Below are 13,114 nucleotides of genomic sequence, written 5' to 3' on the forward strand. Positions count from 1 at the left end.
GCCCTCCGGGTTTGCCGCTGATAGCATTGCCGCCGCTGGCGCGATGTGCCGCGCGTCCCAAGGGGGAGGCCTCGATGAACCGAAATCTGATCCTGGGCGCTGCGGCGGCAGCGGTCGCCGTTGCGATCGTTCTTGTGCTGACGCTGGGTTCGAGCAATCAGCCGGAAAACGGCCTCTCCCGGATCAGCTTCGCAACCGACTGGAAGGCCCAGGCCGAACATGGCGGCTTCTACCAGGCAATCGCCAATGGCTATTATGCCGAGGCCGGGCTCGACGTGACGCTGGTGCAGGGCGGTCCGGGCATCAACGTCCCCCAATTGCTGGCCGCGCATTCGGTCGATTTCGGCATCGGCTCCAACAATTTCATTCCGCTCAACATCGTCGCAGCCGGCGCCGGTGCAAAGGCCGTAATGGCCACCTTCCAAAAGGATCCACAGGTCTTCATCACTCATCCGCGTGACGATGTAACGTCGGTTGCCGACCTGAAGGGCAAGCCGATCATGGTGTCGGATGCGACGGTCAGCGCCTTCTGGCAGTGGCTGAAGGCCAAATACGGATTCGCGGACAGCCAGATTCGCAAATACACGTTCAATCTCGCGCCGTTCCTCACCGATCCGCAGGCGATCCAGCAGGGTTATCTTTCGTCGGAGCCCTACATGATCCGCAAGGAGGGCGGCATCGAGCCCCAGGTCTTCCTGCTCTCCGACTATGGCTATCCCGGCTATGCCGCATTCGTTCTGGCGGCTGACCGCACCATCGCCGAACGGCCCGAACTGGTGCAGGCCTTTGTCGATGCGAGCATCCGCGGCTGGGTGAGCTATCTCTACGGCGATCCGGCGCCCGGCAATGCGCTGATCAAGCGCGACAATCCCGACATGACCGACGATGTGATCGCCAATGCGATCGTCCTGATGAAACGATATGGCATCGTCGATTCCGGCGATACGCTGACGCTGGGCATCGGCGCCATGACCGAAGCCCGCTGGAAGGATTTCTATCTGACGATGGTGGGGGCCGGCGTCTACTCGGCCGATCTCGATGTTCACAGCGCCTATACGCTCGAATTCGTCAATCAGGGCGCGGGGCTTGAACTCAAGAAACAGCTGTCCGGCGAATAGGGGGCGGCCGCGCAGGCATGAATTCGATCGACGCGCCGAAGCGCCCTCCCCTGCTCACGCTGTCCGGCGTCGCCAAGACATATGGCAGCGGTACACTGGCACTCAGGGATGTCGACGCGGAAATCCGCCAGGGCGATTTCGTCTCTCTGGTCGGACCTTCGGGTTGCGGCAAGAGCACTTTGCTGCGGATCATCGCGGGGCTCATTGCCCCGACGGCGGGCGGCATCCGCTGGGCGACGCCTGACGGCGCGCGACCGGCCGATATCGGCTTCGTCTTTCAGGATGCGACCTTGATGCCCTGGGCTTCGGTGCTCGACAATGTGCATCTGCCTTTGAAGCTGCGCGGCGTCGCGCGCGACAAGGCACGACCGCAACTGATGGATGCGCTGGATCGCGTCGGCCTGGCCGATTTCGCCGGCGCTTTCCCGCGCGAGCTTTCGGGCGGCATGAAGATGCGCGTGTCGCTGGCGCGCGCGCTGGTGACCGCACCGCCCGTGCTGCTGATGGACGAACCCTTTGCGGCGCTCGACGAATTCACGCGCGAGAAGCTCGACGACGACCTGCTGGAACTCTGGCGCAGCCAGCGCTGGACGGTGATCTTCGTGACGCACAGCATCTACGAGTCGGTCTATCTCTCGGAGCGCGTGCTGGTGATGGGCGCGCGGCCGGGGCGCGTGCTCGACGCGGTCGCCATCGACGCGTCCCACCCGCGCGGACCGGCGTTTCGCCGTTCGCATGGCTATGTCGATCAATGTGCGACCGTCAGCGCGGCCCTGCGCGAGGGGGCCCTGCCATGAACGGCGGAGAGACGGCGCTGGCGCACGCGATGCGTGTTGTCGTCCCGGTTCTGGTCGGCGTTGCGTTTCTCGCTGTCTGGGAAGCGATCGTCCATTTCGGCGAAGTGCGGCCCTTTGTGCTGCCCGCACCCAGCGCCATCTGGGCCAGCCTCACGCTCAATTTCGGTTCGCTGATGGCATCGCTCTGGGTAACGCTGCGCGTGACGCTGATGGCATTCCTGCTCGCCGCCGCCGGCGGTATCGGCCTTGCCATTCTGTTTTCGCAAAGCCGGCGGATCGAGATGGCGCTCTTTCCCTATGCGGTGGCGCTGCAGGTGACGCCCGTGGTCGCCATCGCACCGCTCATCCTGATCTGGGTCGGCTATGACCGCATCGAGCTGGCGGTGCTGATCCTCGCCTGGATCGTCGCCTTCTTCCCGATCCTTTCCAACACGACGCTGGGGCTGCGCTCGGCCGATCACAATCTGCGCGATCTCTTCCGGCTCTATGGCGCCAGCCGCTGGCAGATCCTGACCGAGCTGCAACTGCCCTCGGCCCTGCCCTACATCCTGGCCGGCATGAAGATATCGGGCGGGCTGGCGCTGATCGGCGCCGTGGTCGCCGAGTTCGTTGCCGGCTCGGGCACCGGAACCGGGCTTGCCTGGCGCATCGTCGAGGCCGGCTACCGCCTCGACATCCCGCGCATGTTCGCTGCGCTGTTCCTGCTTTCGGGGCTTGGCATCGCAATCTTCTTCAGCCTGACCTGGCTCGAGCATCTGCTGCTGCGGCGCTGGCACGAAAGCGCTGTCCGCCGCGAGTTCTGAGGCGTCCAGCCAAACTGGCCGATTTCCGCGCCGTACCGATAATTAACAAATATTTGTGTGAATAATATTGTTCTACACCTCTATTGACGATCTTTGGCAAAAAACCCATGTTACCCGGTAATTAGGACGGGCGCTGCGCGCCCGGCGGCCGACCTTGCATCGCGAGACAGGGAACGCCCCGGGCGATGCGCATGCAGCCGCAAGGAGTGTCGCGACATGGCCCAGCACAGCCGCAAGGGCGCGCAGTTTCAGGCGCTGACCGCCAACCGTCTGGCCGACGGGATTGTCGTCTATCTGACGGCGGCGGACGGCTGGTCGGAATCGCTGCAGGAGGCCGATGTGGCCGAGGGCAAGGAAGCGGGTGAAGCCCTGCTCGCCCGCGCCCAGGCCGCGGTCGACGGCAATATCGTGGTCGAACCCTATCTCTTCGAGGTGACCCGCGACGAAAGTGGCATTCGCGCGGCAAGCGTGCGTGAGACGATCCGGCAGGCGGGCCCGACCGTGCGCCTCGATCTCGGCAAGCAGGCGGAGCTGCCGGGCGTTCATCGCTGAACGCACGAACCCGCGAGAGACAAAGGCTTACAGATGTATCGTTACGATGAATTCGACCAGCAACTCGTCAACGAGCGCGTGGCGCAGTTTCGCGGGCAGGTCGCGCGGCGCCTCTCGGGCGAGTTGACGGAAGACGAGTTCAAGCCGCTGCGGCTGATGAACGGCGTCTATCTGCAACTCCATGCCTATATGCTCCGCATCGCCATTCCCTATGGCACGCTGTCGTCGAAGCAGTTGCGCATGCTGGCCCATATCGGCCGCAAATACGATCGCGGCTACGGCCATTTCACGACCCGGCAGAATCTGCAATTCAACTGGCCGGCGCTGAAGGACACGCCCGATATCCTGGCCGACCTCGCCACCGTCGAGATGCATGCGATCCAGACCTCGGGCAACTGCATCCGCAACGTGACCTCGGACCAGTATGCCGGGGCGGCGAAAGACGAGATCGAGGATCCGCGCATCGTTTCGGAAATCATCCGCCAGTGGTCGACCTTCCACCCGGAGTTTTCGTTCCTGCCGCGCAAGTTCAAGATCGCCGTTTCGGGCACGCCGGACGACCGCGCCGCGATCCGCGTCCACGATATCGGCATTCAGATCGTGCTGAACGGCAAGGGCGATATCGGCTACGAGATCTATGTCGGCGGCGGGCTCGGCCGGACGCCGATGATCGGCAAGAAGATTGCCGATTTCGTGCCGAAGGAAGATCTGCTCGCCTATCTCGAGGCGATCATGCGCGTCTACAACATGTATGGACGCCGCGACAATATCTACAAGGCGCGCATCAAGATCCTGGTGCATGAGATCGGCGCGGAAGAAATGAAGCGGCAGGTTGAGGCCGAGTTCGCCGAAATCCGCAAGACCGGCGCCTTGCACCTGCCGGCGGAAGAAGTGGCGCGCATCCAGACCTATTTCGCACCGCCCGCCTACGAAACGCTGCCCGACGAAAGCACCGAGCTCAACAAGGCGGTTGTCGCCGACCGGGATTTCGCCAACTGGGTGAAGTCCAATGTCGCGGCTCACAAGATGCCGGGCTATGCCATCGTCAACATCTCGCTGAAGCCCATCGGCGGCACACCGGGCGACTGCTCGTCGGACCAGATGGACGCGGTCGCCGACATCGCCGAGAAATACAGTTTCGACGAACTGCGCGTCACGCATGAGCAGAACCTGACGCTGGCCGACGTACGCAAGAAGGATCTGCCGGCCGTGCATGCGGCACTGAAGGCAGCCGGGCTCGCGACCGCCAACATCAACCTGATCACCGACCAGATCGCCTGCCCTGGCCTCGATTATTGCGCGCTCGCCAATGCGCGCTCGATCCCGCTGGCGCAGCAGATTTCGGAGCGCTTCGCCGATCTCGACCGGCAGCACGAAATCGGCGAATTGAAGATCAACACCTCGGGCTGCATCAATGCCTGCGGCCATCACCATGTCGGCCATATCGGCATTCTGGGCGTCGACAAGAAGGGCGTCGAATATTATCAGGTGACGCTGGGCGGGGCGGCTGACGAGAAGACTGCCATCGGCGACATTGTCGGCCCGGCCTTCACAGAGGATCAGATCGTCGACGCCATCGAGACGATCGTCACGACCTATCTGGGCCTGCGGCAGGCCGGCGAGCGTTTCATCGACACCTATCGCCGCACCGGCATCGAACCGTTCAAGGAGAGTCTCTATGCAACTCATTAGGAACGGCAAGTTCGTCGCCGACGATTACACGACCGTCGCGGATGACGACGCACTGCCGGCGGGTGCCGTCATTGTCAGCCTCGAACGCTGGCAGAAGGAACGCGGCGAGCTTGCGGCGCGCAACACGCCGCTTGGCGTGCGCCTGAAGAGCGGCCAGGAACCTTCCGCCATTGCCGATGATCTCGACAAGCTCGCGGTGGTGGCGCTCGAATTCCCGGTCTATCGCAACGGGCGCGCCTATTCCTATGCGCGGCTGCTGCGCGAGCGCCATGGCTACAAGGGGGAGCTGCGCGCGGTCGGCAATGTGCTGCGCGACCAGTTCCATTTCATGGTCCGCTGCGGCTTCGATGCGCTTGAAGTTGCCGACAACATCACCCCGGAAATCTGGGCCGAAAGCGTCGGCGTGTTTTCGCTGTCCTATCAGCCGGCGACCGACGGTCGCGCGCCGGTCCTGTCGCTTCGCCAGCGGCTTGCGGCGCGGAGCGACGCCCGCCAGGCGGTCTGACCCGTCCCCATCCGGCACAGACAAAAGCCCGGCACCCTTTTCAGGGGCCGGGCTCTCTTACGCAACAATACGCGACAGCGAGAACTGCGGGTCTCGCGCGAATTACGCGGCGCGGAGCTTTTCGAAAGCTTCGGTGAACTTCGTGGCGTAGGGGCTCACGGCCTCACGCACGGTCGACACGGTCAGCTCGTTGAGCTCGCGGGCGGCGTCGATGTTCCGCTTGATGGTTGCGCGAACGAGTTCGTTCTGCAGTTCCACCGCCGTCTTGATGCTGCCGGCCTTCAGGGCGGCGCGGGCGGTCTCGACCGACTCTTCGAAGTTGGTGCGGGCGAGCGTGACGATGATGCCGGACGCCACTTCGATCGGGTTCCGGGCTTCGGCCTTCGGCGCAGCCTTGGCCGTCCGGGCCGTCGTCGTCTTCTTCGCACGCGGCTTGGCGGCGGTCTTGGCCTTCTTCGCTTTGGGGGTCGCTTCAGTCATCTGATTTCCATCTCCTGTATCGCGTGGTCGCTCGCCTCACTGCGAGCGTTTCCCCGCACATACCGGCGCGCCGGATTTGTGCGCTGCAACATGAGATAATTGACCCCTGTCCCTGCGTCAAGATATTTTGTGCATTGCACCAAAATGGCGGTTGCGGTGCGCCAAATTATTCAAAATCTGCTTATGGAAAAAGGACTTAGGGATAGTTGCGGCGCGCTGTCGCAGACCAGGTCGGCCAGCGCCGCGCCGCTGCCCGCCCCCAGCGTCCAGCCCAGCGTGCCATGACCGCTATTGATGAAAAGATTCGGAAAAGGCTCGAGACGGCCGATCACCGGGCTGCCATCCGGAGTCATCGGCCGCAGGCCGCACCAGAATTCGGCCGCACCGGCCCGTGGCGCGGCCTGTGGCAGCAGCCCGAGCAGTCCGTCGAGGACCGCATTGGCGCGGGCAGGCTCCAGCGTCAGATCGTAGCCGGCGACCTCCGCCTGCCCGGCCGCGCGCAGACGGTCGCCGAGGCGGCTGATCACGATCTTGCGCGCCTCGTCGGTGATGCTGACCTCGGGGGCATTGCCCTCCGGTGCCGGCACCGTCACCGAATAGCCCTTCACCGGATAGATCCAGCTGCGCAGGCCGAGCGGTTTCAGCAATGCCGCCGTGCCGGCGCCGGCGGCGACAACCACCGCATCCGCTTCGACCGGCCCCTGCGCGGTCGCCACGCCGCAGGCGCGGCCGCCGCGTACGATAATCTCCGCAACCGCGGCACCGGTCAGCACGGTCACGCCCCGTGCCGCCGCAGCCGCGGCCAGCGCCTTCGAAAAGAGATGCGCATCGCCGCTGGCGTCGGACGGCGAATGGAGACCGCCGGCGATCTCGCCGCGCTGCAGTGCCGATGCCAGAGCCGGCTCGAGTTCGACACATTGGGCCGGCGTCAGCACCTGCTGTTCGATACCCAGCCGCGCCATGGTTTCGCTCTCGGCCGCCGCCTCGCGCAGCGCATGGCGCTCGCGGAAGATGCGCAGGATTCCCTTGTCCCGCCGGTCGAAGGCGAACCGCCGGCCGGCGGCGCGGAAGTCAGCCTCATAAGCGGCCATGCGCGCCCGCGTCAGCAAGGCCAGCTCGAGATTGGGCGGGATGCGCTCACGCCGCGCCGACGCCCGGCAGCGCATCAGAAAGCGCAGCAGCCAGCGCCATTGATCGGGATCCATTTTCGGCCGCAGGCGAAACGGCGCATCGTCGCGGCCGAGCCAGCGCAGGATCAGGCCGGGAATCTCGGGGCCTGCCCAGGGCGCGACCTCACAGGCCGATATCTGCCCGCCATTGGCAAAACTGGTGCCCAGACCCACCCCCTCGTGCGCCTCGATCAGCGTCACCCCGGCGCCGCGCAGCGCGAGTTCGTAGGCGGTTGCGACACCGACAATGCCGGCGCCGATGACGGCGACTTTCACGACGGACCTGCCTTGCACATGCCGGGTTCGAATTGGGCTCTACCGGTAGCAAAGCCGCGCCCTCTTGGCGACGACAAAGAGAGATGGCCGGACGGGTCGGCTCAGCCGCCGGCCGCGCCACGTGTTGCCGCGATGGCTTCAGGCATTGGGGGCACGGTCTCGACATAGATCGAGCGGCTCGGAAAGGCGAAGCCGGTTCCGGCTTCCTCCACGATCGTCTTGATCGTGGTCGCGAGTTCTTCCTTTACCTCCAGCCATTCGCTCCAGACGATCGTATGGGTGAAGCAATAGATCATGATGTCGATCGAAGAATCGCCAAAGGAGTCGATGCGCACCAGGCGTGCCGCCAGCGGCGGCTTCACGAAGGCGTCGTTGTTGGCAATGTAGTCCTCGATCCCGTCCCGGATGCGGCGCAACTGGTCGACCGTCGTGCGATATTCGACGCCGATCATCCATGAAATCCGGCGATAGGTCATCGCACTGAAATTGGTCACCGCATTGTCGGCCAGCTTCTGGTTCGGCACATGGACCGGCGCCTTGTCGAAGCGCCGTACCAGCGTCGAACGGAACCCGATCTTCTCGACGAACCCCTCGACCACGCCATCGACGAGAATCCAGTCGCCCATGCCGAAGCGCCGCTCGACCAGGACCGACACGCCGCCGATCAGGTTCTTGAACAGATCCTGCGCCCCCAGCGCGACCGCAACGCCGAACAGGCCGAGACCGGCAATGATCGGCGCCACCTGAATGCCCCATGTCTGCAGAATCGTCGCAGCGGCGACCAGCACCACCGCGGTCCGCGCGCCGGTGATCAGCCAATCCGTGATCTCCGGCGTCAACAGTCTTTCGAGACGGCGAAAGCCCTCGCTCAGCGGCTTTATGCAATTGTAGAGAATCCAGAAGATCGCAACGACGATCAGCGAGCGATTGAAATTCTCGACAATGACCTCGAATCCGCCATCGAGTGCCAGATATTCGGTCGCGAAAAAGAAACCGAGCGCCAGAAAGAGGAAGCGCATCGGATTGCGCACCGCGTCGCGCATATAGTTGTCGATATGGGTCTCGCTGCTTTCGACCCAGCGGTCGACCAGGCGCATGACGAAACGCGTGAAGAGGCCGCGCAGCACGTAGAAAAATCCGAATATGGCCAAAGCCACCAGAATGTTGCCGATGCTGATTCCGAGCACGCCGGTGTTCCAGACATCCGCGATCAACCGCCCGTAGTCGCCAAACCCTGCAATTACATCCTGCATCATTCGTCCCGCCGGAATTCGCCGTTATGCTGCTGCCGATGCGCGCTCGCGCGTCGCCGAGAATCGGACCTTCGGCCATTTTTCCAGTGTATAGCCGATTTCCCAGTTGCTCTTGGCCATGAAGACCGGCGCGCCGTCGCGGTCGGTCGCCATGTTGCCGCGATGCGCCTCGACAAAGCGCTTCAGTTCGGCCGCGTCGTCAGCCAGCACCCAGCGTGCCGTCTCGAAGGGCGCCGGCTCGAACTGCACCTTGATGTCATATTCAGCAGCGATGCGCGACGCCAGCACTTCAAGCTGCAGCTGTCCAACCACGCCGACGATCCAGTTGGCGCCGATCTCGGGCTTGAAGACCTGCGTCACGCCTTCCTCGGCCAGGCTTTCCAGCGCGCGGCGCATGTGCTTGGCCTTCATCGGGTCGTCGAGACGGACACGGCGCAGGATTTCGGGCGCGAAATTCGGAATGCCGGTAAAAACGAGGTCTTCGCCTTCGCTCAGCGTATCGCCAACGCGGATCGTGCCGTGATTGGGAATGCCGATGATGTCGCCCGCATAGGCGTCGTCGAGCAGCTCGCGGTCCTGCGCGAAAAACATGATCGCGTTGTTGACGCCGATGGTCTTGCCGCTGCCCGAGATCTTGAGCCGCATTCCGCGCTTGAACTTGCCCGAACAGATGCGCATGAAGGCGATACGGTCGCGATGATTGGCGTCCATGTTGGCCTGCACCTTGAAGACGAAACCGGTCAGTTTCGGCTCCGCCGGCTCGACGATGCGGGTCGCTGCGGGCTGCGCGCGCGGCGGCGGAGCATAGGCGACAACCGCATCCAGCAGTTCGCGCACGCCGAGCTTGCGAAGCGCACTGCCGAAATAGACCGGCGTCAGATGGCCTGCCCGATACTGTTCGATGTCGAAGGCCGGGCTTCCCTCGCGGGCGAGTTCCATCTCGTCGCGAAAATGCCCGAGCTCCTCCGCACCCAGATAGTCGGCGATCCGGTCGCCCCTCAGGCTCTCGGGTTCGCTGTCCGGGCCCGCTTTTTCCGTGCCCGGCTTTTCATAGGGAATGAAGCGATCGTTCTCCGGATCGAAGATGCCGCGCAGCAAGCCGCCCATGCCGGCCGGCCAGATCATCGGCGCGGTGTCGAGCGCCAGTTTCGAGGCAATCTCGTCCATCAGCTCGAAGGGATTCTGGCCCTCGCGATCGATCTTGTTGATGAAGGTGATGATCGGCACGTCGCGCAAGCGGCAGACTTCGAAGAGCTTCAGCGTCTGCGCCTCGATGCCCTTGGCGGCGTCGATTACCATGATCGCACTGTCGGCCGCCGTCAGCGTGCGGTAGGTGTCCTCGCTGAAATCCTCGTGGCCCGGCGTATCGAGCAGGTTGCAGACGACCCCCTTGTATTCGAAGGTCATCACCGCCGACGTCACCGAGATGCCGCGGTCCTGTTCGATCTTCATCCAGTCGGAGCGCGCACGCCGGTTGTCGCCGCGCGCCTTGACCTGGCCCGCCATGCGGATCGCGCCGCCCTTCAGCAGCAGATTCTCGGTCAGTGTCGTCTTGCCGGCGTCGGGATGGGAGATGATCGCGAAGGTCCGCCGCTTGCGGATTTCGTTCGCCAAATCCCCCTGCTGACGGCCCGCGGCGTCGATAATGGTCAACGTTTCGTCTCCGGGATGAATTCGCGGCGGAACCTAGCTCAAAGCGGCTGGTGCCGCCACCCCGCGACAAACTGGCCCCTCGGCGGTGATTGCACGGCATGCCAGCATGGCACCATCATGCCATTGACCATCAGGAGAAACCCATGACCAGCGCCCGCGATGTTGTCGAGCCTCATATCGAGGCCATGCTCAAGGAGGCCGAGACGGCCCGTCTCTCGACCGATGCCGTTGCCCGCATCATGTTCGAAAAGGTGATTCATATCTGGCGGGATATCCGCAAGCCGGAGGACATCAAGGCCGAACTGCTCGAAGCGGCCGAACATCTCGACCCGGATGAAGATTTCATGTTCATGCGCCCCTGAATTCAGCGCACCGGCTCGAACAGGAAATGCCGGCCTTCGCGATCCTCGATCTCGACCACCCAGAGGTCGGGGTCGCGCTGCCGCTGCTTGTCGATATAGGCATCGGCATCGACTTCGGGGACCGGCTCCGGGCTTGGCCGGGCCATCCAGAACAGCGCGCCTTCGCCGTCGCGCGCCGGCGCATAGACGCTCGCCCGACCGTCGAGCCGGTTGACCTTGACCAGCACGACGCCCGACGTCGCATCGCCACGCCGGACCACCATCGCGCCGGCACCGGCCGTTTCGCAACGGCGGATCAGTGCTTTCACCCAGATTTCAGCCTTCAGCCGCGGCGGCGCTTCCATTTATTTCCCCGTATATCCGGCCGTTGCCGGCATCAGTCCCGTCGGGCACTGCCGTTCATCCTTAACGCGTTTCCTGTTTGCCGTCGCGTCGCTGCAGGATTAGACTCATCAACACTTTGTTAAGTGAGGCATTTTCGCGGATGGGCTGACCGGCCGGGCCGCTTGCGGTCGAAGCGGCCGTTTCGTCTATCGCGGATTTTCGGGGGGATCATGTCATGTCAGAGGGTCGCAACGTGTCACTGCCTTTCCTGAAACAGGCGCATCGCGCCGTGCTTCCCGTCGCCGCTGCCTTTCTGCTGGCGGGATGCCTGACATCTGCAGGCGACGGCAAACCGGTCGCGGTCGCCCCCGAACCGGCGCCCGCGCCTGTCGCGGCGGCTGCCGAGGACGCGACCGTTGCCGCCAGCGTGCCCATTCCCCTTCCCTCGCCGCTCAAGCGCGGGCCTGTGCAAGTCGCCTCGATCGATCCTTCGGCCGGCATTTCGGCGCTGACGACCGCGCCGCGTCTTGGCGATTTCGCTGGTGTCTATGTCAGCTACGGTTCGGCCCTGGCCACAGTTGCCGAGGCGCGACTCAACACACCGGCCGATGTGCGCCGAGCCATTGCGCGGCTGCGCTTTGCCGAACCCGATGGACTCGCCGAGGGCTGGTATGCGGCCCGCGCGCTGATCGCCGCCGAAGATCCCGCTTTCGCCCAGGGCGTGCGCAACGAGGCGCGCGGTCTCGGCAAGGTCGCTCTGCTCGCCACGCTTTCCGCCGACGAGGATTATGTCCTGCAGATCGGTGGTGCCGGCTCGGCCAGTGCGGCCGTTGCCGCGGCCATCCGCGAGGAAACCGGGCGGATGCAGCAGCTTTCGGCCCGCTTCATCGACACCGCCTACCAGTTCCAGAAACAGAGATGGGGCATGACCGCCCCGCTGCCCGGCCAGCCCGAGGTGCCCGTCAAGACGGCGGCAGCGAGCCCGCTGGAACAGGCACGTGCGGTTCTCGCTGCGCTATCGCCCGTCGGACCGGCGCATGCCGCCTATACGCCATCCGTCATGAACCGCATTCTGACGCTCGCCGCCCATCAGGTGCTCGACGGCTCGACGGCCGCCGCTCAGGCAAGCGCGCCGCGCAATCCGACCGGGCGCTGCCTCAACTGGGCCCGTCTCAATCTCGACCAGTGCCTTGCCGCGGCCCGCTTCCCCTCCGAGGAAGCCTGGTGCGCCGGCAAGCACGCGGTCGAGGAAGTCAGCGGTTGCTGGGCTGCGGCGCTACCGGCCGCCCAGTAAGTCCGGCGCCTTGCGGGCGGCCGGTTCGAATGAATTTGAATCGAATGTCGATCTTTTTTGACGCGCATTTGCGGAAAATGCGCGTCAAATTTTTTGCGTATTTTACTCTGATTTTCATAGAATTAGATTATATTTCTAAGTACAGATTAGAGGTGAAATAAACCAGAATTTACATTCTTGAGTACAAGCTTCAATCTATATTGTATTTTATCTATCGATTTAACGGCGCGGCAGCAGGTCACGCCATAGCCTTCGCCCATGTCATTGCCGGTCCCTGGGACGGCCGGCCTTTGAAAGGGTGAAAACAATGTCGTTTATTCTGAGAGCTGCCTTCTGGCTGACGGTGCTGGCCTTCCTGCTGCCATCCCCCGAAGACGAAACCGCGGCCCGGACCGCCGCCGCCGGGGGCTATAGCGCCGCCGCGCTCGAACTGCCGCAGGAGCCGCCCGCGCCCGAGATGGGCGCCGGCGAGGCCCTCACCATGGCGGCGCGCTCCGCCCAGGATGTGATGGGGTTCTGCGGCCGCAATCCGGATATCTGCGCGCGCAGTCACGATATTTTCGGCCATGTCATCCGCCAGACCACGCATTATGGCGGCATGGCACTTGTCTGGCTGACCGACAAGGCCAAGGAGCGGCAGCAGCCGGACCAGCCTCCCTCGCCGCTTGCCCCTCTCGGGCGGCAAGCCCTTGCCTCCTCATACCCCGCCGGCGCCTGACCTCACCCATCCGTCGCCTGCGCCTCTGCCGGATGCGGGGGCCTAGACCCGCATCCGGTCCCCTTGACGCCCCGTCGCTCGCCTCCCGAGCGGCGGGGCGCTTGTCCTTCGGGGGCAG

The 13,114-nt window shown here is 64.0% G+C and carries 14 protein-coding genes; 9 read left to right on the plus strand and 5 right to left on the minus strand.

The window, feature by feature from the left end:
* Positions 1 to 74 precede the first annotated feature (74 nt).
* The 6 genes from AAC071_RS10120 (at position 75) to AAC071_RS10145 (ending at position 5,467) form a co-directional block, all read left to right on the plus strand.
* Entirely contained in the window at positions 75 to 1,118 is a 1,044-nt protein-coding gene (locus AAC071_RS10120; RefSeq protein WP_339832198.1) for an ABC transporter substrate-binding protein, read from the plus strand.
* 17 nt (positions 1,119 to 1,135) lie between these two features.
* Positions 1,136 to 1,915, plus strand: coding sequence for an ABC transporter ATP-binding protein (locus AAC071_RS10125; RefSeq protein WP_339832201.1), 780 nt, complete (start codon positions 1,136 to 1,138; stop codon positions 1,913 to 1,915).
* Positions 1,912 to 2,718, plus strand: coding sequence for an ABC transporter permease (locus tag AAC071_RS10130; protein WP_339832203.1), 807 nt, complete (start codon positions 1,912 to 1,914; stop codon positions 2,716 to 2,718). The genes AAC071_RS10125 and AAC071_RS10130 overlap by 4 nt, the downstream gene beginning before the upstream one ends.
* 216 nt (positions 2,719 to 2,934) lie before the next feature.
* Positions 2,935 to 3,270 (plus strand): DUF2849 domain-containing protein, encoded by a 336-nt coding sequence (locus tag AAC071_RS10135; RefSeq protein WP_339832205.1) that lies wholly within the window; start codon positions 2,935 to 2,937, stop codon positions 3,268 to 3,270.
* A gap of 33 nt (positions 3,271 to 3,303) precedes the next feature.
* Positions 3,304 to 4,962 carry a nitrite/sulfite reductase gene (locus AAC071_RS10140; protein WP_339832208.1) on the plus strand — a complete coding sequence of 553 codons (1,659 nt, stop codon included), beginning with the start codon at positions 3,304 to 3,306 and terminating at the stop codon, positions 4,960 to 4,962.
* Entirely contained in the window at positions 4,949 to 5,467 is a 519-nt protein-coding gene (locus tag AAC071_RS10145) for a DUF934 domain-containing protein (protein ID WP_339832210.1), read from the plus strand. Before AAC071_RS10140 ends, AAC071_RS10145 begins: the two co-directional genes overlap by 14 nt.
* Positions 5,468 to 5,569: 102 nt before the next feature.
* Here the strand turns inward: AAC071_RS10145 and AAC071_RS10150 are convergent, their stop codons facing one another.
* From AAC071_RS10150 to AAC071_RS10165, 4 genes are all read right to left on the minus strand, one after another.
* Positions 5,570 to 5,947: a phasin family protein gene (locus AAC071_RS10150; protein ID WP_339832211.1), complete on the minus strand. Its 378-nt coding sequence runs from the start codon at positions 5,945 to 5,947 to the stop codon at positions 5,570 to 5,572.
* Positions 5,948 to 6,117: 170 nt separating this feature from the next.
* Positions 6,118 to 7,392, minus strand: a complete 1,275-nt coding sequence (locus tag AAC071_RS10155; protein ID WP_339832213.1) for a D-amino acid dehydrogenase — start codon at positions 7,390 to 7,392, stop codon at positions 6,118 to 6,120.
* A 101-nt stretch (positions 7,393 to 7,493) separates the two neighbouring features.
* A complete protein-coding gene (locus AAC071_RS10160) occupies positions 7,494 to 8,648 on the minus strand; it encodes a mechanosensitive ion channel domain-containing protein (protein WP_339832214.1) in 1,155 nt (384 codons plus the stop codon).
* A 21-nt stretch (positions 8,649 to 8,669) separates the two neighbouring features.
* Complete coding sequence (locus AAC071_RS10165) at positions 8,670 to 10,289, minus strand: peptide chain release factor 3 (RefSeq protein WP_339832385.1); 1,620 nt, start codon at positions 10,287 to 10,289, stop codon at positions 8,670 to 8,672.
* Between the two features lie 152 nt (positions 10,290 to 10,441).
* Here AAC071_RS10165 and AAC071_RS10170 point away from each other — a divergent pair, with 152 nt between their 5' ends.
* Positions 10,442 to 10,660 (plus strand): hypothetical protein, encoded by a 219-nt coding sequence (locus AAC071_RS10170; RefSeq protein ID WP_339832215.1) that lies wholly within the window; start codon positions 10,442 to 10,444, stop codon positions 10,658 to 10,660.
* Between the two features lie 2 nt (positions 10,661 to 10,662).
* Here AAC071_RS10170 and AAC071_RS10175 read toward each other — a convergent pair whose 3' ends face one another.
* A complete protein-coding gene (locus tag AAC071_RS10175) occupies positions 10,663 to 11,004 on the minus strand; it encodes a DUF1491 family protein (protein ID WP_339832217.1) in 342 nt (113 codons plus the stop codon).
* Positions 11,005 to 11,219: 215 nt separating this feature from the next.
* On the opposite strand from AAC071_RS10175, the gene AAC071_RS10180 reads away from it, so the two are divergent.
* Together AAC071_RS10180 and AAC071_RS10185 are read left to right on the plus strand one after the other, a co-directional pair.
* Complete coding sequence (locus AAC071_RS10180) at positions 11,220 to 12,278, plus strand: hypothetical protein (protein WP_339832219.1); 1,059 nt, start codon at positions 11,220 to 11,222, stop codon at positions 12,276 to 12,278.
* A 307-nt stretch (positions 12,279 to 12,585) separates the two neighbouring features.
* A complete protein-coding gene (locus AAC071_RS10185; RefSeq protein ID WP_339832221.1) occupies positions 12,586 to 12,996 on the plus strand; it encodes a DUF5330 domain-containing protein in 411 nt (136 codons plus the stop codon).
* Positions 12,997 to 13,114: the final 118 nt, after the last annotated feature.

The sequence above is a fragment of the uncultured Parvibaculum sp. genome (assembly GCF_963975745.1).
Taxonomy (GTDB): domain Bacteria; phylum Pseudomonadota; class Alphaproteobacteria; order Parvibaculales; family Parvibaculaceae; genus Parvibaculum.

Excerpts from the sequence above, each read along its gene's own strand:
- AAC071_RS10170 (WP_339832215.1), top strand. The coding sequence starts at position 10,442 with ATGACCAGCGCCCGCGATGTTGTCGAGCCTCATATCGAGGCCATGCTC.
- AAC071_RS10175 (WP_339832217.1), bottom strand. The coding sequence starts at position 11,004 with ATGGAAGCGCCGCCGCGGCTGAAGGCTGAAATCTGGGTGAAAGCACTG.
- AAC071_RS10150 (WP_339832211.1), bottom strand. The coding sequence starts at position 5,947 with ATGACTGAAGCGACCCCCAAAGCGAAGAAGGCCAAGACCGCCGCCAAG.
- AAC071_RS10130 (WP_339832203.1), top strand. The coding sequence starts at position 1,912 with ATGAACGGCGGAGAGACGGCGCTGGCGCACGCGATGCGTGTTGTCGTC.
- AAC071_RS10185 (WP_339832221.1), top strand. The coding sequence starts at position 12,586 with ATGTCGTTTATTCTGAGAGCTGCCTTCTGGCTGACGGTGCTGGCCTTC.
- AAC071_RS10135 (WP_339832205.1), top strand. The coding sequence starts at position 2,935 with ATGGCCCAGCACAGCCGCAAGGGCGCGCAGTTTCAGGCGCTGACCGCC.
- AAC071_RS10125 (WP_339832201.1), top strand. The coding sequence starts at position 1,136 with ATGAATTCGATCGACGCGCCGAAGCGCCCTCCCCTGCTCACGCTGTCC.
- AAC071_RS10145 (WP_339832210.1), top strand. The coding sequence starts at position 4,949 with ATGCAACTCATTAGGAACGGCAAGTTCGTCGCCGACGATTACACGACC.
- AAC071_RS10120 (WP_339832198.1), top strand. The coding sequence starts at position 75 with ATGAACCGAAATCTGATCCTGGGCGCTGCGGCGGCAGCGGTCGCCGTT.
- AAC071_RS10140 (WP_339832208.1), top strand. The coding sequence starts at position 3,304 with ATGTATCGTTACGATGAATTCGACCAGCAACTCGTCAACGAGCGCGTG.
- AAC071_RS10160 (WP_339832214.1), bottom strand. The coding sequence starts at position 8,648 with ATGATGCAGGATGTAATTGCAGGGTTTGGCGACTACGGGCGGTTGATC.
- AAC071_RS10180 (WP_339832219.1), top strand. The coding sequence starts at position 11,220 with ATGTCAGAGGGTCGCAACGTGTCACTGCCTTTCCTGAAACAGGCGCAT.